13 protein-coding genes are annotated in these 20,918 nt (G+C 48.9%); 6 read left to right on the top strand and 7 right to left on the bottom strand.

What is annotated here, in order from left to right; all coding sequences use genetic code 11:
- Positions 1-18: 18 nt before the first annotated feature.
- Genes CLV82_RS13770 through nagB form a run of 5 tightly spaced genes read right to left on the bottom strand, consistent with a single transcriptional unit; the run spans position 19 to position 7,474 of the window.
- Entirely contained in the window at positions 19-1,092 is a 1,074-nt protein-coding gene (locus tag CLV82_RS13770) for an anhydro-N-acetylmuramic acid kinase (RefSeq protein ID WP_133644924.1), read from the bottom strand.
- A complete protein-coding gene (locus CLV82_RS13775) occupies positions 1,089-2,684 on the bottom strand; it encodes a glycoside hydrolase family 3 protein (protein ID WP_133644925.1) in 1,596 nt (531 codons plus the stop codon). Before CLV82_RS13775 ends, CLV82_RS13770 begins: the two co-directional genes overlap by 4 nt.
- 7 nt (positions 2,685-2,691) lie before the next feature.
- Positions 2,692-3,954 carry an MFS transporter gene (locus CLV82_RS13780; RefSeq protein WP_133644926.1) on the bottom strand — a complete coding sequence of 421 codons (1,263 nt, stop codon included), beginning with the start codon at positions 3,952-3,954 and terminating at the stop codon, positions 2,692-2,694.
- Positions 3,938-5,473, bottom strand: a complete 1,536-nt coding sequence (locus tag CLV82_RS13785) for a glycoside hydrolase family 10 protein (RefSeq protein ID WP_133644927.1) — start codon at positions 5,471-5,473, stop codon at positions 3,938-3,940. Before CLV82_RS13785 ends, CLV82_RS13780 begins: the two co-directional genes overlap by 17 nt.
- A gap of 57 nt (positions 5,474-5,530) precedes the next feature.
- Positions 5,531-7,474, bottom strand: a complete 1,944-nt coding sequence (gene nagB / locus CLV82_RS13790; RefSeq protein ID WP_133644928.1) for a glucosamine-6-phosphate deaminase — start codon at positions 7,472-7,474, stop codon at positions 5,531-5,533.
- A 158-nt stretch (positions 7,475-7,632) separates the two neighbouring features.
- Here nagB and CLV82_RS13795 point away from each other — a divergent pair, with 158 nt between their 5' ends.
- On the top strand, positions 7,633-8,382 hold the full coding sequence (locus tag CLV82_RS13795; RefSeq protein ID WP_133644929.1) for a DeoR/GlpR family DNA-binding transcription regulator: 750 nt from the start codon (positions 7,633-7,635) through the stop codon (positions 8,380-8,382).
- A 1-nt stretch (position 8,383) separates the two neighbouring features.
- The gene (locus CLV82_RS13800) at positions 8,384-9,199 is read left to right on the top strand and encodes an N-acetylmuramic acid 6-phosphate etherase (RefSeq protein ID WP_133644930.1); all 816 of its coding nucleotides are present in this window, start codon (positions 8,384-8,386) and stop codon (positions 9,197-9,199) included.
- Between the two features lies 1 nt (position 9,200).
- Here the strand turns inward: CLV82_RS13800 and CLV82_RS13805 are convergent, their stop codons facing one another.
- Both CLV82_RS13805 and CLV82_RS13810 read right to left on the bottom strand, forming a co-directional pair.
- Positions 9,201-9,602, bottom strand: a complete 402-nt coding sequence (locus CLV82_RS13805) for a c-type cytochrome (RefSeq protein WP_208107996.1) — start codon at positions 9,600-9,602, stop codon at positions 9,201-9,203.
- A gap of 3 nt (positions 9,603-9,605) precedes the next feature.
- Positions 9,606-10,727, bottom strand: coding sequence for a PQQ-dependent sugar dehydrogenase (locus tag CLV82_RS13810; protein WP_133644931.1), 1,122 nt, complete (start codon positions 10,725-10,727; stop codon positions 9,606-9,608).
- Between the two features lie 130 nt (positions 10,728-10,857).
- On the opposite strand from CLV82_RS13810, the gene CLV82_RS13815 reads away from it, so the two are divergent.
- The 4 genes from CLV82_RS13815 (at position 10,858) to CLV82_RS14935 (ending at position 20,832) form a co-directional block, all read left to right on the top strand.
- On the top strand, positions 10,858-19,182 hold the full coding sequence (locus CLV82_RS13815; protein ID WP_133644932.1) for a T9SS type B sorting domain-containing protein: 8,325 nt from the start codon (positions 10,858-10,860) through the stop codon (positions 19,180-19,182).
- A gap of 340 nt (positions 19,183-19,522) precedes the next feature.
- Complete coding sequence (locus tag CLV82_RS13820; RefSeq protein WP_133644933.1) at positions 19,523-20,110, top strand: c-type cytochrome; 588 nt, start codon at positions 19,523-19,525, stop codon at positions 20,108-20,110.
- Positions 20,111-20,251: 141 nt separating this feature from the next.
- On the top strand, positions 20,252-20,566 hold the full coding sequence (locus CLV82_RS14930; RefSeq protein ID WP_243744224.1) for a carboxymuconolactone decarboxylase family protein: 315 nt from the start codon (positions 20,252-20,254) through the stop codon (positions 20,564-20,566).
- 71 nt (positions 20,567-20,637) lie between these two features.
- Positions 20,638-20,832, top strand: coding sequence for a carboxymuconolactone decarboxylase family protein (locus CLV82_RS14935; RefSeq protein WP_243744225.1), 195 nt, complete (start codon positions 20,638-20,640; stop codon positions 20,830-20,832).
- The last annotated feature ends 86 nt before the right edge of the window (positions 20,833-20,918 follow it).

Raw genomic sequence — 20,918 nt, forward strand, 5'->3', positions numbered from 1 at the left:
CGATAGCCTGTAAATTAATCAGGGTTCATAGATTACGCCGCTGCTCGAGTCTTTTTGAGCGCCGGTGACGGAACATAGCACGTTCTTCTCTCCCTCGCAACGCATTGCGCCCATGAGGGCGAAAACAAGAGCTTCCTTAAATTCGACCAGGGTACGATCCGGGATGACGACTTCTGCCAGATCTGCCAGCATTTCCTTCAGCGTTTCGGTAAGAAAGGGATTAAAAGCTCCACCGCCTGTTACAAGAACCCGGGAGCTGGTTTTTTCAGCGTGTTGTTGTATCGCTATAGCTACCTGCTGGCAGATGTGGTGCACCGAAGTGTGGAGCAGGTCTTCCACCGGGTAATCGTTGTTTTCAATAAGGGGAACAACCTCCTCCAGGAACCATTCGTATCCCGTGGATTTAGGCATGGGCTGGCTGTAGTACGGCAGGTTATTCAATGCTGTCAATAGATCTTTTTGTAAAACACCCTTTCGGGCCAGGGCACCGTCTTTATCGTAGTCCATTCCGATCTTCCCAACGATATGGTTAAGTACCATATTGGCAAGGCCGATATCGTAAGCCACCCTTTTCCCGTTTTTCTCAAAGGAGATATTACTGATGCCTCCAAGGTTGAGGCAGAATTCGTAATCGCCAAAGAACACCCTATCTCCTATAGGAACCAGGGGCGCGCCTTGCCCCCCCAGCACCACATCCTGGGAACGAAAATCAGCTACAGTTCTCAAACCACTGGCGTGAGCTACATTCTGGCCATAGCCTAACTGGAAGGTGTAACCAGCTTGTGGCTGGTGGTGCGAGGTATGCCCATGACTGGCAATGAGATCGATCTCCAGTCCATTTTCCGAGGCAAATTCCCTGGCTCTCTTTCCAAGCCAGGATCCGTATTCATGGTGCAGTCTCAGCAGTTCCGTGGCCGGTAACTGGATGGAATCTTTTAACCTTTGTCGCCACTCAGCCGTATAGGGAATGCTTTTATGTGCTTTTATCTGGTGCTGCCAGCCATTCTCTTCCCTGCTGATATGGCAGTAAGCAAGATCCAGGCCATCCAGGGAGGTCCCGGACATCATTCCAAGTACTTTATATTGTGTCATATGCTGTGATTTTTCAAGGTTACCGGGAGCCTTCCGGGAGCCTGGGTTTTTCCCAGGAAATACAGGGCCGCTTGCTGCTGGAAAGGCAGCATATCCTGGTAGGCTACTACTACTGTCTTTGCTGCCTGAAGATCCAGTAGGTCCAGTACGTAGGGATTTCCGAATAGATACAACACGACCTCGCGATCGCGAAACAGTTGATCTAACAAAGCCAGGACTTCGCTGCTGATATCAAAATTATTGGCAGGTTTAACTTTGGGAGGAAACAGCCCTATGACCAATGGTTTTTTCGTTTTACCAAGTCTTGCATCCGGGTTATTAGTAGTCGGGTCAATATGCATTATTTCGGACATATCAGCCCCGATCTCTGTGAAAAAGGCAGGAGCAGCGATTTTTGAAATCGCAAAGCACTCAAAATCTCCCTGCTGCAATTCTTTTTTTAACCCGGGATCTTCGAACAGGCAGGTAAGACTTGCCTGGGCTAATTCCTTGTTCAGGCTGTATGGATCTGCCGGTTCCGAGAAAGATTCCGGCTGTTTGTCAATTGCACGGGATTTAAGCTCCCATACCCTGTTAAATGCTTCCTCAATTACCCCGGTGTCGGCTTTTTCCAGGATCATTTCTATACCTTCTTGCACATGCTCTGTAAAACACAATACATCATTACCTGCGTTAAAGGCAGCGTATTCCAGGCCACCTTTTTCCGGGAAAAGACTTGAAACCGCATGCATGTTAAGGGCGTCTGATACAACCACTCCTTTAAACCCCAGCTGCTCCCGTAAAATATCTTTGATGATCAGGGGTGAGATGGTAGCCGGAGTTTTTTCTGCCGGATCCAGGACAGGTACCGAAAGGTGGCCCACCATAACCGAATCTACCCCGGCTTCGATCAGGGCGCGAAATGGCGGAAATTCTCGCTTCCCGAGCAGTTCCCTGTCGGCCGTGATCAGGGGCAGGCCCAGGTGGGAATCCGTAGCAGTATCCCCGTGACCGGGAAAATGCTTTGCTGACGTCAGAACTCCACCGGCTTGCAGGCCCTGGTTAAAAGCGACCGACTTACGGGCTACCAGTTCGGCATCCTCGCCGAAGGACCGGTAGCCGATAACCGGATTCTCCGGATTGCAATTGACATCCGCAACCGGTGCAAAATTCCAGTGAATGCCCTGGTTTATACAATCTTCCCCAACCGCCTTTCCGACTCTGAAAAGAAGATCTTCCTTTCCCTGGATCGCTCCAAGGGTAATGGCATAAGGGTATTGGGGGGTGTCTTCTATTCGCATAGCCAGGCCCCATTCGGCGTCTATGCTGATCAGGAGCGGGACAGGCGCTGCAGCCTGGTAGCGAAGTATCAGCTGTCTTAATACAGCTAAGCTTTCTTTATTATATTCAATCTTTTTAGCTCCTTCAAAGTTAGTCGCGGCACTGGCCCGGCTGTGAAAAAAGCAGATCCCGCCAATGTACTGGTTGTGGATCAGATTCTCCAGTTTCCGGATTTCTTCCTCCGTATCATTGATAAAGGCGGCAGGCATAAATAATTGCCCGACCTTCTGGGTGGTGCTTAATTGTTCCGGGGATACTGAATTGTATGGCATAGTGCAGTTATTCGTTGGATTTTTTCCCGTAATCATCGGGATATTTCAGGAATCTGAGCATCAGTAATGCAGGGAGTGCTGCGATCACCACCCAGATAAAGAATCCCGCATAACCTAACCATTCCTGTATATATCCGCTGATCATCCCGGGTAGCATCATCCCCAGGGCCATAAATCCCGTGGCAATGGCATAGTGGGAAGTTTTAGAGTTGCCATCCGCTATATAGATCAGGTAAATAAGGAATGCGGCGAAACCAAAGCCGTATCCAAATTGTTCCAGGACGACCGTTGCTACGATAGCGCCCATGTTCGTGGTCTGTGTGACAGCAAGTATGGCGTATAGGATATTAGGGGCATTCAGGGATAGCACCATGGGCAACATCCATTTCCGCAACCCATCCCTGGAGATAAGGATACCTCCAAGAATTCCTCCGAGGGATAACATGATAACCCCGATTGTCCCGTAGATGATGCCGATGGCCTTGGTAGATAGCCCCAGTCCGCCGTCCTCTGAGCCATCCAGCAAGAATGGCTGGGCCATTTTAACCAATTGGGATTCCCCCAGGCGGTAACACAGGATAAAGCCCAGGGCCAGCCCGATCTGTGGTTTTTTAAAGAAGGAAACAAACACTTCCATGAAATCTTTCGGCTTTTCCCGGTTGGGGTCCGACGCTTCAAATTTCGGCGTGACAAAGAAATTGGTGATCGTTAACAGCAGCATAAGGACCGATGCGGACACCATGGTGATAGACCAAGCACGGGTATTATCACCTAGCTGTTCTTCCAGGAAGCCTGCCAGGACTACGATCAGTCCGCTCCCTGTGACCATGGCAAGCCTGTAAAAAGTACTCCGGATCCCCACAAAAAAAGACTGTTTCTTTTGGGTCAGGCCGATCATATAATATCCGTCAGCAGCAATATCATTAGTGGCGGATGCAAATGCAGCAACCCAGAAGCAGGCAAGGGTGGTGATAAAGAACTGGTTGGTGGGAAGAGTGAGGCCGACCCCCAGCAACGCAAGGGCAATGACTAATTGCATAGCCAGGAACCAGGTTCGTTTGGTACTCCTGAGGTCAACAAAGGGGCTCCATAGGGGTTTGAGGACCCATGGCAAGTACAGCCAGCTAGTGTACAATCCTATATCCGCGTTAGATATGTCTAAGCGTTTATACATGGTGACCGATACGGTTACGATCAGGATATAGGGGATGCCTTGGGTGAAATAAAGGGTTGGGACCCAGGCCCATGCCCGTTTATCTTTTTGAATCATGTTGTCGACTTTGGTCTAAATGTAGAAAAATAGGATGGCTTTCTTTTCCATAGCGATCCAAAAAGCTGACGAAAATCTTTTTCCTGTTCCGGATAAGATCTCCGGTCAGTTGAAAGCGGTTGTCTTCATTTATCCTGATCTTCGCCAGGAGATTTTTGGGGTCTGCAGGAAGTTTTGCATTCTTTTTCCGGGCCTTGTAGACGAGGGCATAATCCCAGTTGGCAGCCTCCGCGGGAGATATAGTAAAATCTACGGAACCCCCGGAGATACTGTACTCGAGCAGATCAGGAGTGACGGCCGGGAAGGAAGAAGACAGGGGGCTGACAGGCGTCAGCGCAGGCAGGGGGTATAACCCTTTTTCAAATGTGTTTACCACCTCTTTTTCCGCATTCATAAGGGATTTGGCGCTGAAATAGGCATTACCCTGAATCCCGCCGCTATTCCGGGCGAATTCTACCTGTTGCCGGAGTTCATCTTTCTGATCCCATGCCTTGTCAGGATTGTTCTTAACCTTATAGGCCCCGTTACCTATATACAGGTTGGCCGTGCTTTTATTTTCTGACCACCAGCTGACGATCTTCCTGTGGGAGGCCGGTTCATAATCCATACTCCAGTAAACCTGGGGGATCAGGTAGTCTATCCAGCCTTGTTCCATCCACAAGAGGGGATCAGCATACAGGTCTTCGTAAGTTGTCTGCCCGGCTTTGGTATCCGAACCCCTTGGGTCAGTGTCTTTGTTTTTCCAGACCCCGAACGGGCTGATTCCAAATTGTACCCATGGCTTGTGTTTCTTGATAGCCACATGGATCTTTTTGACCAATGAATCAACGTTACTCCTCCGCCAGTCATCGATAGACTGGCCCGGCCTGGCGTACTCCCGGAAGGCCGTAGAATCATTGAATTTTTCGCCGCTGATCTTGTAAGGGTAGAAATAGTCGTCAAAATGAATGGCATCTACCGGGTAATTCAGTACAATTTCTTCCATAATGGCAGTTAGTTTTTCCTGTACTTCAGGTAAACCCGGGTTGTAATAATATTTATTCCCATATGGCAGCATCCATTCCGGGTGCTTCTTCAGGTCGTGCTCTTCCGCGAGGGAAACGGTATCCAGGCTCATTGTTGCCCGGTAGGGATTAAGCCAGGCATGGAACTCCATCCCTTTTTCATGAGATGTCTTTACCATCCATTCAAGGGGATCCGTGGTAGTAGGAGCCTTACCTTCTTTACCGGTAAGGTATCGAGACCAGGGGGCCAGGTCTGTAGGGTAAAAGGCATCCCCGGCTGTCCTTACCTGGACAATGACAGCGTTGAAATTCAGGTTTTTATAGAAATCAAGGATCCGGATAAATTCCTCTTGCTGGGTTTCCCATGGGGCATTTGGATCTTTTGGCCAGTCGATATTGGCCACCGTGGCAATCCAGACTCCCCTGAATTCCCGTTTGGGGGCAGGGGAGGTGTTCCGGAATACTCCACAAGAAGCCACTAAGAATACCAATAGTAAGCCAATGGTTGGTCTCATAAAATGGATGGATTTGGGTGGTGAAGATATTTAATTCTTCTATTCTTTAATCAGGGATTATTGGAAATGATACCTGACAAACCCTTCCATGGCTTCGTATTCTGCAAGTCCCAGGGCATTGTATTTCCTCGCTGTTTCCTTGTTCCGCTGTTCTGCTCTTTGCCAGAATTCGCGTTCATCATTACCGGGGAACATGGCGCTGTCTTTCTGGGACTGGTGCTTAAAGATGGCATTCTTTTTTCGCTCCATATCTTTTGGACCAATTGGGATAGCCATTTCCATATCCGCAATATCCCATTCCTGCCAGGCCCCGCGGTAGAGCCAGACATAGCAATCAGAGATCCAGTCGGCCTCTTCCTTAACTAATCGGTCCAGGGCTGCATAGATCACCTGCAGGCAGACCCGGTGGGTACCATGGGGATCGGAGAGGTCCCCGGCGGCAAAGATCTGGTGAGGTTTTATCTTTTGCAGCAGGTCATAAGTAATCTGGATGTCTTCTTCCGAATGTGGTTTTTTCTTAACGGTACCTGTTTCGTAGAAAGGCAGGTTCTGGAAGTGCGCATTGGCTTCTTTAACACCGCAATAACGACAGGCTGCCAGCGCTTCTCCTTTCCTGATCAGGCCTTTGAACCTCTGGATCTCGGGACTGTCTACCTGTCCCGGGGTCTTGCTGCTGAGGAATTCCCGGACCTCCCTGAATTGTTTCTTCAGGGTTTCGTTCTGTTCCTGAATATCCGTGGCGAAATCCAGGAACCGGATCACTTCATCGTCAAAGACCGCGATATTCCCGGAGGTCTGGTAGGCTACATGGACATCATGTCCCTGGTCTACCAGCCGCAATAGGGTTCCACCCATAGAGATCACATCGTCATCCGGGTGGGGACTGAATACCAGGGACCGTTTCGGGTACGGATCTTTGCGCTCGGGCCGCCTGCTGTCGTCCGCATTTGGTTTACCTCCCGGCCACCCGGTAATGGTACTTTGTAACTGGTTAAACACCCTGAGGTTGATATCTTCCGCAGAACCGATCTCTGCAACCAGGTTCCCCATCCCGTATTCATTATAATCTTCATTGGTCAGTTTCAGGATAGCCTTGTCCAGTTTATGAGAAAGCCAGATAGTGGCCTTTTTGATCAGGTTGTCATCCCACTCACACTCGCTGACCAGCCATGGAGTGCTCAGCCGGGTCAGGGAGGAAGCGGCAGCGTGATCCAGGATAAAATCACAATTATTATGGTGTTGCAGGAAAGTAGCCGGAACCGATTCCCTGATCTCACCTTCCACGGCCTGCCTGATGATATCTGATTTACCTTCTCCCCAGGCCATCAGGACAATACGTTTTGCACTCATAATAGTGCCCACCCCCATGGTGATCGCTTTAGAGGGAACATTTTCGAGCCCGAAGAAATCACTGGCAGCATCCAGGCGCGTCACCCTGTCCAGTCTTACCATCCGTGTCTTACTGTTAATGGAAGACCCGGGTTCGTTGAATCCCACATGTCCTGTCCGGCCTATCCCTAGCACCTGTATATCGATACCGCCTGCCTCTTTGATCTTCTTCTCGTATGCCTCGCAGAACTCCCGCACATCCTCCTTGTCCAGGGTGCCGTCAGGGATATGAACATTCGATTTCTTGATGTCGATATGATCAAATAAATGTTCGTTCATAAAACGGACATAACTGTGGATAGAATCCGGCTCCATTGGATAGTATTCATCCAGGTTAAATGTGATCACATTCTTAAAGCTCAGTCCTTCTTCTTTGTGGAATTTCACCAGGAAATCATACATTTTAGTAGGAGTTGAGCCAGTAGCCAGTCCCAGTACCACGTTCTTGCCCTGTTTCTGACGTTGGCGGATCAATTCGGCTATTTCATTAGCCACGTAGAAAGAAGCTTCTTGAGAATTGTCGTGGATATGGGTGTCTATCTTTTCAAATTTCCGGGATTCCTCAGCTGTGGGATACCCGGGAATACGGGGTCTGGTTTGCAAATCGGCCATGACGTAAAGGGTTTAAAGTGAACTGCAAAGATAAAAATAATTCGATAATGTTGCAGCTTTTTGCTGTTTTTATTGCAGTAACTTGCTCTATTTATGTCTTAAAGATATTAAAGCGACAAAAAACGGCAGAATGAATATTTTGTTATCTTTGCCCCGATATGCTGAAAGAAGAGAGACAATTAAAGATCCTAAACGAAGTAGAGCTTCATAACCGCGTGTTGCTTTCCGATATTGCAGAGATGCTGGATGTCTCCGTGGATACGATCCGCAGGGACGTCAAGGAACTCGATGCAGAGAACAAGTTGCGGAAGGTTCACGGCGGCGCGATCTCCATGGGATTTACCGATCCAACTGCAGACCATTCCAAGATCTACGCGCTCAATGAAAAAAGTATTATTGCCCAGAAAGCCACGGGATTACTGAGAGACGGGGCCGTGATCTTTATCGATGGGGGAACGACCTGCCTGGAGTTAGCCCGGCAGATCCCCAGGCAGCTGCACCTCACCTGTTTCACCCTGAGTCTCCCGGTGGCTTTACAGCTGTTGACCAAGCCCAATATAGAAGTGATCTTCCTGGGAGGAACTATCTCCCGTGAAGCCCAGATATCTGTCGGCGCCAGTGCTATACACCAGTTGTCCGAGATCCGGGTGGATTATGGTTTCATCGGGACGGGGTACGTGGATGCACTGCATGGGCTGACGGAGTTTGACTGGGACATCGTCCAGGTCAAAAAAGGAGTGATACAAGCGTCTAAAAAAACGGTACTTTTATGCATCTCGGAAAAGCTGAATTCGCAACACCGCTACAAGACCTGCAATATAAATGCTATTAACACAATGATCACTGAGCTGGAACCGGAAAATAACCTGCTCAATATGTTCAGAAAACACGAAATACACCTGCTTTAATATGTCAGAGTACCAAAAAATCACCGAATCACCGTCTCATTACGAGCATTTGGAACAAATGGATACTGCAGATATCCTTGCAAACATGAACCGGGAAGACCGCAAAGTAGCCGATGCCGTTGCCCTGGTCATACCCCGTATCACCGAATTGGTCGATGGCCTTGAAGAACGCTTTTACCAGGGGGGGAGATTATTTTACATCGGGGCCGGTACCAGTGGGAGACTGGGAATCCTTGATGCATCAGAAATACCACCAACCTATGGGATGCCGCACAACCGTGTGATCGGGCTGATCGCAGGCGGTGACGGGGCCATCAGGAAAGCAGTGGAGAATGCAGAAGATGATACAGAACAGGCGTGGAAAGATTTAGAGGCTCATGAGATCACAGCACTGGATACCGTGGTGGGGATCGCGGCTTCAGGTACTACACCGTACGTTCTTGGGGGTGTAAGATCAGCGAAGGAAAAAGGACTGCTGACCGCGGGGATTACGAATAACCCTGGTTCTCCTTTGGCCCAGGCCGTGGATATCCCTATTGAGATCAACGTGGGACCCGAATTTGTAACCGGGAGTACACGGATGAAAAGCGGAACTTCCCAGAAGCTTGCCCTTAATATGATCTCTACAGCGCTCATGATCAGGATAGGCCGTGTGAAAGGAAACAAAATGGTGAATATGCAGCTGAGCAATAACAAACTTGTAGATCGTGGTACCAGGTATCTCATGGAAGGGCTGCACCTGGATTACCAGGAAGCCCAGGATGTGCTAAAGAAATACGGCTCGGTTCAGAAAGCAATGGAAGCCTACGGTAAGTAATTTACTGGCTTACCGCGCTGACTTCTTCAACGGTTACCATAGCACCCCCTTCATTTCCCCAGCTGTGCAGGATGTAGTTTAAGACATCGGCCACTTCTTCATCTTCCAGCCCCATGTTCATCATCATGTTGTCGTAGGTTACCCCATTGACGACGATCTCACCCTGCTGCCCGAATTTGACAGCCCGGATGCTGGATTCCCGTTTTTCCAGGAGGTAATCTGAACCGGCGAGCGGTGGAAAAGTGTTGGCCACCCCTTCCCCGGATGGTAAATGGCAGGTAACACAGAAATCCTGGTAGATCTCTTTTCCGCGTTCCATACTGGCTTGTAATTCCTTATCCTGGAATAGGTGCAACGCAATAGCACCCACCAGGAATATATAGATGGGCAGAAATATTTTCATGGATTATTTAACCGGGTTTAAACGGTAAATACCTTTCCCTTCCACCGCTACATAGATGATTCCGTCTGGGCCTTCTACTACATTTCTAACCCTGCCGATGTCGGTCATCAATTTTTCGCGCTGGGTTACCTTCGTCCCGTCCAGGGCCAGTCGCTCAAGGTACTGGAAGGAGAGCGACCCTACTAACAGGCTACCCTTCCAGCCACGGTATTTGTCGCTGGTTACAAAAGTCATCCCGCTTGGGGCTATAGAAGGTACCCAGTAATGGATGGGTTGGGTCATACCTTCCATTTCAGTTTTATCCGTTATTGGGGTGCCGCTGTAGTTGATCCCGTAGGTAATTACAGGCCAGCCATAGTTATTTCCCTTCTTTACGATATTGATCTCGTCTCCGCCTCTCGGGCCGTGTTCGTGTATCCAGATCTCCCCGGTCTGCGGATGTCTTGCCATTCCCTGGGGATTCCTGTTGCCGTAGGTATAGGCGGCTTTTACCGCGTCTTCCTGTCCGATAAAAGGGTTGTCTTCCGGAATCCTTCCGTCGTCATGAATACGGTAAATTTTTCCGCCATCCCTGCTAAGATCCTGTGGATTGGTATCCCTGTCTCCCCGTTCTCCGATAGAAAAATATAAGTATCCCTCTTTATCGAATGCGAAACGCGATCCAAAATGTTGTCCTTTGGTTGTATTAGGAGTGGCTTTGTATAATTTTTCAATATTGACAAGAGCCATATTATCAAGTTTTGCTCTTATGATCGCTGTATTCCCTCCTTTTTCAGGTCCTTCTTCCGAGGCAAAGGAGAGATATAACCACCCGTTCTGTATATAATCCGGGTGTACTGCCACATCCAGCAATCCTCCTTGACCCCGATTGTAGACCGGGGGCACGTTAGAGACCATGGTTTTCTTTCCATTTTTAAAATGGATCAGCTCTCCCGATTTTTCAGTGATCAGCATAGCGCCGTCCGGCAGAAACGCCAGGCCCCATGGAATCTGTAGGCCATCGACCAACAGCTCTGCTTCAAACGGAGTTATTTTCGCATTATTTACCTCGTTTTCAGGATCCTGACCACAAGAAATTTGTGTCAGTACAACGAAAAGGCACATTATGTGGATACTTTTTTTCATAGCGAATCGTTAAAATATATAATAATAGAGATGAATGGCATAAAACTAACGAAAATATAAGTTTAAAATAATACTCTGAAGAATAACCTGATCCCAAATCTGCCTATTCTTTGAAAACACCTACTAACCTATGCTCCCAAGTAACTCAAAACGGGACGTAATTGCCATTGTACTGACTCTGATGTCATTGGCATTTGCTTTTGCCGGAAACCATCCAGGTAACCCGGATCCCATAATCGGGGACCGGAATGCCTACACAGAGCTTACTGCCCATGCCAGCAGTAGTTCTGCCCACTCACCGGATCTTGCTGGATCCGAGAATACAGAAACACTTCTGCCTTCCTTTTACGCCACGATCATCCAGAACGCGGATGAAGAGGTCAATTGCCCCAATGATGGTAGCACCCTGGCCAAATTCTTCCTTTGCGGTACCAGTGATGTCAGGACCATCAGCCTTAACCAGAGCGGAAGCAGCTACGAATGGCAGAAACTGGATAGTAACCGCTGTGCCACTTCTGTCATGGCCGATTGTGCTAATACAGACAGCAGCTGTTACGATACTGTCGGAAACGGGTCTACCTACAACCTGGATTCTTCCGGGGAATTCCGGGTCCGCGTAGACGGAGGACAATATTATTATTTTAAATCCACCCTGAACCCTCTTGATCCCCAGTTGATCAAAGAAGATATTATATGCGGAAATCCCGGGAGAGTAGAGGTCACCAATGTGCCGGCAGGATATGAATACAGCCTGAATGACAGTGCCGGACCTTACCAGGACACCCCTTATTTTGATATTACCTCAGCCGGAGACTATAAGGTATGGGTGCGGTTAAAGAATGTTTCAAGTACTGCATGTTTATTTCCATCTAATACGGTAACGGTGGCAAGTCTTGACATGAGTGCTTCCGTTACTGCAAATGATATTCTGTGCAGCGGGGAGTTGGGCAGTATAGATGTGAATGTCTCCGGGGTGCCAGGGTTCTTTACCTACAGGCTGATCAAGAACGGGGTTACAGTGGACACCTTTGGTCCTAATTCTGCCTCTTCTTACAGTTTTGATAATGTAAGCCCGGGTACTTACAGCGTAAGGATCGTGACCAATAAATGTAACGAGCTGATCACCACGGATGTTAATAATGATCCCATCCGGATCGGGAACGGGATAAGTCCGTTAGCCGTATCTGCGACCGCGTCTGACAGTTTTGGCTGTGGTGCTTCTTCCGTTGACGTCAGTATTGAGACCTCGGGAGGGACAGCTCCTTACCGCTACAGCCTGGACGGAGGCAGCAGTTTCAGTTCCACGTATAATAACAGTACGGTCTTCACGGTTACCTCGGCCGGCACCTATAATATATTGGTAGAAGATTCCAACGGGTGTAGCAAGACTGCGAATATAGACGTAGAAGACCTTCCTCCGCCCGTCTATACGGTATCTTCCGATGACGCTACCTGTGGCAGCAGTAATGACGGACGGATCAGTTTTAATGTCAGTAACGGTTATGGTTATCAGATGACCTATAGTATCAACAACGGGGCATCGTACCAGAACAACAATATATTTAACGGACTTGCACCTGGCTCTTACCTGGTGCTTATCCGTTACCAGCAGGGAGCATTTAGCTGTACCACTCCGGTGAGTACCGAAGTGATCAGTGCTCCAACCGCCATCAACGGGACAGCCAGCGCCGATTCCGAACCCAGCTGCCTGGATGAAAATGGAGGCCAGATATCGTTTTCAGGAGTTAGCGGTGGAACTTCACCTTACCAGTTTAGTGTTGGGGCAGGCTTCAGCAGCAACCCTGTCTTCAGCAACCTGGGTACAGGAAGCTATACCCCCAGGATCAGGGATGCCAATGGTTGCGTACGAAGTTTAAGTCCTATTACCTTCAATAACCTGGATAAACCGACGGATATGGCCTTTTCCATATCCAATATTGATTGTATTACAAATACGGCATCAGTAAATGTTGCTGTTACCGGTGGTACTTCTCCCTTTACCTACGAGATCATCGCACCTGCTGCGAATGCCACGAATAATGGCAATAACAATGTATTCAGCGGACTTGGACTGGGAACGTATACCTTCCGGGTGACCGATGACGAGGGCTGTTCTTATACCGAAGCTTATGCTATTACCGACATCAGCTCCATATCTGTCCAGGCCCAGGCCACCAAGGTGGTTACCTGCGTTGGCGATGCGGACGGTGAAGGAAGGTTCTTAGTCGATGGTTTTGACGGCACTTACAGCTATGTTATTGATGGAGGACTCCCGGTTGTTGGTGAGAGCGGTGGAATTATCACCGTTACCGGTTTAAGCGCCGGGAGCTACGATATATTGGTGACCGATGAGGATACCAATTGTACCGATACCGCTACCCTGGTGATCCAGGAGCCCGCCTCGGCCTTTACCATCACAAATCTTAACGTGAGCCCGATGAACTGCCAGAATAATAACCGGGGAGGGGTAAGCATTAATACCTCCGGGGGATGGGGTGGTAATAAATATACGGTAACCCAACCCAACGGATCCGTGCGGGGCCCACAAAACAGTAATACCTTCTCTGACCTGAGCCAGAGCGGGGTTTACCAGGTAAGCGTAACAGATGCTAATGGTTGTACCCAGACAGATAGTTTTTCCCTGACTGCCCTGGCGGCACCGGTTCTGAGTGTGAATGCCGCCGGTTCTGATTATTGTTATGACAATTTTGATGCGGCCAGCATTGCTCTGGACGCTACGGGTGGGGCAGGGCCGTACGAATTCCGTGTGAACGGTGGTGCATGGGACGCGGCCAGTACCTTTACTGGTTTAACTCCGGGTACCTACCGGTTCGAAGTAAGTGACACCAATGATTGCCAGGACCTGGTTTGGGTCACGATTGCCCCGGAAATGACCGCCAGTGCCACTACGATCAGAGAATTGACCTGTGGAGGCCCCTCGGCCCAGATCAGGGTCAACATCAGTAACGGCTACCATTCCGGAAATGATTACGTGAGCTACGAGGTACGAATTGACGGTGGTGCTTATTCCGCCAGTGCCTTCCCTATAAGTGGAAATTCCTTCGTCTATGACATTCCTAATGACGGAAGCATCCTTAGCGATACTACTTTCCAGTTCGAGGTTACCGATACCAGGGGATGTACGACGGAGACCAACGTGGTAACTATCTCGCCGCCCGAATCCATTGCCGGTAGCACCCTGGTAACCGATACGAGTTGCGGGCAGAACAACGGGATTGTAGAACTGATTCCTGATACCAGCCAGGGTGTTCCGCCTTATGAATATAGTTCTGACGGTGGGGTAACCTTTGGCTCACAGCCTATTTTTTCGGGTTATGCCCCGGGAACCTATAATGATTTCATGATACGTGACAGCAGGGGGTGCGCCAGCCCGCTGCTAAGTGCTACCGTCAGTAGCAGCAGCCCGATCGATGCGAATGTAACTGCAAATGATGCGGTTTGTTCCGCGGGTAGTGTGGAAGGTTCTATTGATGTTAATAACGTGCTGAACGGAAATGCACAGTATACATTTACCCTTACCGATATCAACGGAAATACCGTAGCAGTTGCCGGTCCTATGGCAGCGGATAACGTGAATTTCCCCAATGTGGCCCCGGGTACCTATACAGTGATTACAACTGATGCCAGCGGTTGTGAAGACAGGGACATGGTGAGTGTGAGCCAGAACCAGATAGACCTTATCCCTGTGAATACCACAGACCCACAGGATTGTACAATGACCTTTACCTATGAAGTAGATATTGTAGGAGGAACCGCACCTTACACCATCGGTCTCGTAGGCCAGCCGCAAACTGCCCCGAATGTCGATGCCGACACACATGATTTTACCGGGCAGATCGACTATGGAGTTACATATTTTGTGGAAGTACACGATGCTTTGGGTTGTGTCTATATAGAGCAGATAGACCCGATAGATGGTCCTTCTCCTATTGCAGTGACTGCAACAGCCACCACGGCGTCCTGTGAACCGGGGGGGAATGGAAGCATAAGCTTTGAGATTGACGGTCTCCCTTCGCCGGCAGACCTCACCCTGCAGTTGCAGGATACGGATACCGGTGCAATTGTCAGTGGTCCGACGGTAGTGAATAATGTTGCTATACCTTATACTGACTCATTCAGTAACCTGCCTCCGGGGAATTACCAGATCCTGGTACAGGATAATAATACCCAGTGTAATGCCAGTACCCTGGTCTCTATTACACAGAATATTCCTGCACTGGTAGTAGATAACAATGAGCCCGCTAACTGTAATGTGGGTGCCCTGGTAACTGTCCGTGGGAATGGAGGAAACGGGCCTTACAGCTTTGCATACGTACCCGCAGGTGATCCTGCTCCCGTGGTCTTCACCACCGATACCACCTTCGAAATAGCAGGTCCTTTCCCGGCAGATTACAATTTTTACGTCCAGGATGCTTCAGGTTGTGTAAGCTATACCACTGTACAGGTTACAGAAACGGCAGGAGTTCCTGACCCTCAGGTAGATGTTGTGAACCAGTGTTCTGCCCAGAGTAATTATACGGTGAACGTAACTTCCCCATTATCTACGGGAAGCGGCTTGCCGGAAGAAACTTATCAATACGATATAGGGGGTGGTTTCCAGGATAGTCCTAATTTCCTGGTACCCAACCCCGGCGACTATACCATTGTCGTCAGGGATGGCAATGGCTGTACCAATACGGTTATCGCACAGGTATTCGATTTCTTTGCGATCAGCGCCAATGCCTCAACCGAACCGACCTGTAACGCGGGAGACGGGATCATCACAGTGAATACGAGTGGGGGTAGTGGTAACTTCAGGTTTGAACTGGACGACGGAATTAATCCTACCGTGGTACAGCTTAACGATAACGTATTTACCAATATCAGTCCCGGAACCTATAATATCCTGGTAACTGACCTGGATTCCAATACCACGCCACTTTGCTCCGATACTACTTCCGTAGAGGTCACTATCGTGGATTCCCCGGAAATAGGTGCAACTCCCAAGGGAGATATCAGTTGCTTTGGAGCGAATGATGGGTACATTAACGTGGAGCTTTTACCGGCCACGGCCACAGACGGACCCTTCAGTTATGTCCTATATGACGGATCGACCACAAATATTATTCGGGGATCACAGTCGTCTTCCCTGTTTGACAATCTCTCACCCGGAACATACCAGGTAGAGGTGATCTCTGACCGGGGATGTACAGACCGTTCTGCGGATGTCACCATCAGTGAGCCCAGTATCTTACAGCTGAATACTGAGCATACCGATTTTACCTGTGATCCGAGCAGTAACCGCTTCAGTACAGCGACCATCACGGCCTTTACAGATACAAACGGGGATGGCAGCGGTATCAATACGGGTACGGCTCCGTATACTTATAGTATGAATGACGGTACCCCTGAATTTGACGGTTCCAATTTCCAGACCAGTAACCAGTTCGAAGTTGTAGATAATGGCTCCTCCCAGACCATAATCATTACGGCAAGGGATCAGAATGGCTGTGAACAAACAGAAACTATAACCCTGGATCCGCCTTCCGGGCTCGACTTCAGTTTTAACGTGAACCCTATCAGCTGTGACGCCAGTGGGAGTGGAGTGAACCCGGGAAATATTGAAATTATCATAGCCCAGGGACCAGGAAATTACGATGTTGAGATCCTGCCGATAGGCTCAGAACCCATCCAGAGCTCTGGAGGTTCAGACCGCGTAGTCTGGGATATCAGTACCCCGGGAGATTACATCTTCGCCGTGACCGATGTGGGCAGTGGAGGTTGTACCTATCTTACCCCGGTGGTCAACGTACCTGAATATAATAATATCGTTGCGACAATTGCCGAGGCCGAGCCCGTAACCTGTTTTAACGGAACAGACGGGGCTATCAGCCTGCAGGTCGATAATTATTCCGGTATCTATAATTACGAAGTATTTACCCGGGATAACAGCGGGGTGGAAACCTCGACAGGAGTAACGGGCTCTTTTGACACCAATAACCCCGTGGCAAACCCGGAAATAATTACAGGTCTGCCCGCCGGGAACCTGGTGGTATACGTGGAAGCCCTGGATGCCCCTTATTGTGATGTGGTAAGTAACAGTACCACGGTAAGGCAACCGGATGCCCCGTTGGCTGTTAACCTGCAGCAAACCGCTGAGGTTACCTGTGCTGACCCCGGTCATGGCGAGATCTTTGCCTCGGGAACGGGTGGATGGGAATTCTATGAATTCAGGGTACAGGCCCCTGATGGCAGTATCGTACAGGACTTCCCCAGTACTAATGTCAGTTTTACCGGGCTTTCAGCAGGAATATACACCGTTGATGTTCGTGATGCAGAAGGTTGTATTGCCACCAGCACCATTGAGCTTTTACCCCCGGCTCCAATTTATGCAGACATCAGGGTTGTGGCCCCGTTGCAGTGTAATAATGACAATAACGGTGTTATCGAGGCCTTTGATATTACCGGCGGACAGGGAGCAGGGAATTATCTTTACCAGCTGAACAGGCTGACCGAGGGTACCAACAGTGGTCTGCAGACTACAACCAGCTTCAACAACCTGTCTTCCGGGGATTATACCATTACTTTATTCGACGGCTGGGATTGCCAGTTTACCACTGCTGTTATTACGATTCAAGATCCCGAAGTAGTGATAGCTGAACTGGTGGAACTGCAGCCTCCCGGTTGTGGGGATGATGGACTCATGGAGTTGACGGTGGCAAACCCGGAAGCGGGAGTGAGTTACTTTTACAGGCGTTCCGGAACAACAGATCCATTCCTGCCCCTGGATCCGCTGGATCCTACCGCTACTTCCGTGCAGATCTCCGAGGATATCACGGTAGACCCCGGACCATTCCAGTACGATGTGCAGAACTCCAACGGGTGTCCTTTTGAGAAATCTAACCAGATATCACTGGATCCGGCTGCACCGTTGGTGATTTCCTTAGACCTTACTAATGCCACTATTAATTGTGCAGGGGAAGCGACGGGAATCATCAGGTCCGAAGCTTTTGGAGGAATAGGGAACTACGTATATACCCTGCTGAATTCCAATACCCCGCCTTCGCCCACAGCGCTTAATACGGAACGATCGGCCCAGGCATCAGGTATTTTCAGGGAACTCGGACCGGGAACCTATTATGTTTATGCACAGAGTGGCGGTTGTTCTGCCATTTCTACCCCGATTACCATCAGTGAACCACCGCCATTGGTACTGGAATCGCTGGAAGTGGTCCCGGTAAGTTGTTCGGGTGATGTAGACGGGCAGATCACTATAGAAGCCAGCGGGGGAACGGGTAAGATCCGGTATTCTATCGCTGACCAGCTGAGCGAATTCTTTGAAGGAGATGACCCCGCCTTCCCGAACAGGAAAACGTTTACGGACCTTGCACCAAGAACGTATGAAGTAATTATACAGGACGACCTGGGATGTACTATCACCAGGACCATACAGGTGACCGAACCGGAGGCTATTTTGGTAGCTATTGCCGCCTCTGAACCTGAGACCTGTTTAGGTGACGGCGACGGGAGTGTTACCCTTGACGTTACAGGTGGAACTCCCCCGTATGAATTCGCGTTGAATTCATCAGATCCCGGCGATTTTGCTCCAAATCCCCAGCAATACTGGGGTGATCTCAACGGGGGAGAAACCTATGTGATCTTTGTGAGAGATTCTATGGGTTGTGAGACCAATGTAATTGTACCGGTTGAGGTTGGAGTAGACCTGAACCCTGTGCCGTTGGTAGAATACGGCTGTGAAGGTATTTTCCCGAATTCCACGGTCACGATCAGTATGGAGGATGACTCAGACTGGTCACAACTGCTCTTTGCCCTGGACCCTGAAGATCCAACAGACGCAGTGACTGCAGAGGCGGGCACTGAAAATACCTGGGGTGACCTGGCGCCAGGAGAGCATATTGTGTATGTATATCATGAGAATGGTTGTTCGACCTACACAGAATTCGAGATCGAGTCTTACGAACCGCTTACCCTCGAGGCCGAAAAGACCGGCGTCAATGAAATTACTGCAACAGCCCGGGGAGGATTTGGTAATTATAGCTATTATTTCCAGGGCGAAGCGTATGGTGCCGATAATATCTTTTATTCTAATGAGGATACTAATGTTACTATCAGGGTGGTTGATGCACGCGGCTGTGAGGCGCTTGTAACTATGGCTTTTGATTTTACCGGCGTTCTGCAAATGCCTAAACACTTTACGCCAGACGGAGACCTGATGAATGATGTCTGGTCCCCGATGAACCGGGAACTGTTCCCTAACCTGGAGGTGAAGATCTTTGACCGCTACGGAAGGGTAGTGGCCATCCTGGACCAGGTATCGGAATGGGACGGTACATATGAAGGGGATGAAGTTCCTACCGGTGACTACTGGTACGTGGTCAATGCAAATGATAAAAGCATGCAGCAATATGTAGGTCACTTTACCTTATACAGGTAGATCACTAAGAATATTAAAACCTGAAAAGACTGTGGATGCCCACGGTCTTTTTTTGTTTTAACTTTAGAAAATTTACGGAAATCATATCCTGATTTTTTCTATATTTAACATTGAAATACAGTTTGTTACGGACTGTGGCAGTGAGGTGTTGATGGCACCTGGAACCTGGTCCAGTCCCGTACATGATTTTTCTCCCCCGGGAACGTTCCCTCGATTTATCCCCCATATTAATCGGGATGGTCTTACAGGCTATCCTTAAAGTGTATATAAATACATCTGCAGACCCTTGTGAGATGCTTATGGGTGTGTTGAACTAAAGTAGAGAACTAAATTCCATTATATGAAAAAAGCAATCTTAACCTTAGGTATCCTGTCCCTGATGGGAGCCTGTAACGAACCTAAATCCAAGGAAGAACCCCTGAATGAAAAAAAAGAGATAGCGATGGCAACAGAAGCGGCTGTTTCTGCAGAAAGAGGTAAATATCTCGTCAACGCCATGGGATGCACGGATTGCCATACCCCGAAAAAGATGACTGACCACGGGCCAGAACCCGATCCGGACTTATTCCTGTCCGGTCACCCGTCCGGAGAGCAATTGCCACCGCTGGATCCCTCCCAGGTGCAGGGATACCTGGTTTTCAATATGGGGCTCACAGCTGCTATCGGACCCTGGGGGACTTCCTTTGCCGCAAACCTTACCCCCGACGAAACGGGGATTGGTAGCTGGACCGAGGAACAGTTCCTGGTCGCAATAAAAGAAGGTAAGTACAAAGGGATGGTGAACGGCAGGCCTTTACTACCCCCGATGCCATGGCAGCAGTACCGTATGCTGACGGATGATGACCTTAAATCTATCTTCAAATACCTGAAGACCATTAAACCTATAGATAACGTAGTTCCTAGCCCGATACCGCCTAAAGGCTCATGAGGAAAGGATCATTATCCTTTTAAGCAATAAATGCCGGACCCCATTGGTTCCGGCTTTTTTTTGCCTGGTTCACAAACCTTTGTTAAAGTCGTAATTCAGCGTAGTTTAAAGCGACTTAAGCATAAACCTTAAATCAAAACAATGTCAAATAACACTTATAGCATCGGGTTACAACCCGTGACCTCAGAAACTGCAAATGAGAAGCAGAAGGCCATACTGGAAAAAGCTCAGAAAGCCAATGGGATGATCCCTAATATGTACAGGAACATGGTAAACCTGCCCGGCTTACAGGAGACATATGACTTAGGTTACCAAAAATTCAGGAGTGAAAGTGGCTTTTCTCCAGCCGAACAGGAAGTCGTTTTTCTCACTCTGAGTGTGGATAACGGGTGTAATTACTGCACAGCGGCACATAGTTTTTCGCAGATAAGATGTCAAAAACCCCGGAGGCAGTAACTGAGGCTATTCGGGAAGGCAAAGAAGTTCCCGGTGAAAAATATGCAGCGCTGGTAAAATTTACTAAGATCATGAATCGGAGCAAGGGTAATCCGAGTCCCGCGGAAGCCCGGGAATTTCTGGATGCTGGCTTCGATGAGAAACAGATCCTGGCTATTATCCTGGCGCAATCTGTTAAGACCATAAGTAATTATTCTAACCATATTTTCCATACAGAAGTAGACGATGCTTTCAGCAGCAGGAAGGTAGAAGAAAATGTAAGTTAAGAATCTCACATACTTTATTGTAATAATCCAACCGGGACAGATCTGGTTGGATTTATTTGTACCATCTGACTATCCCGGATGCATAT

It is taken from the genome of Zeaxanthinibacter enoshimensis (assembly GCF_004362865.1).
In the GTDB taxonomy this organism is placed as follows: Bacteria; Bacteroidota; Bacteroidia; order Flavobacteriales; family Flavobacteriaceae; genus Zeaxanthinibacter; species Zeaxanthinibacter enoshimensis.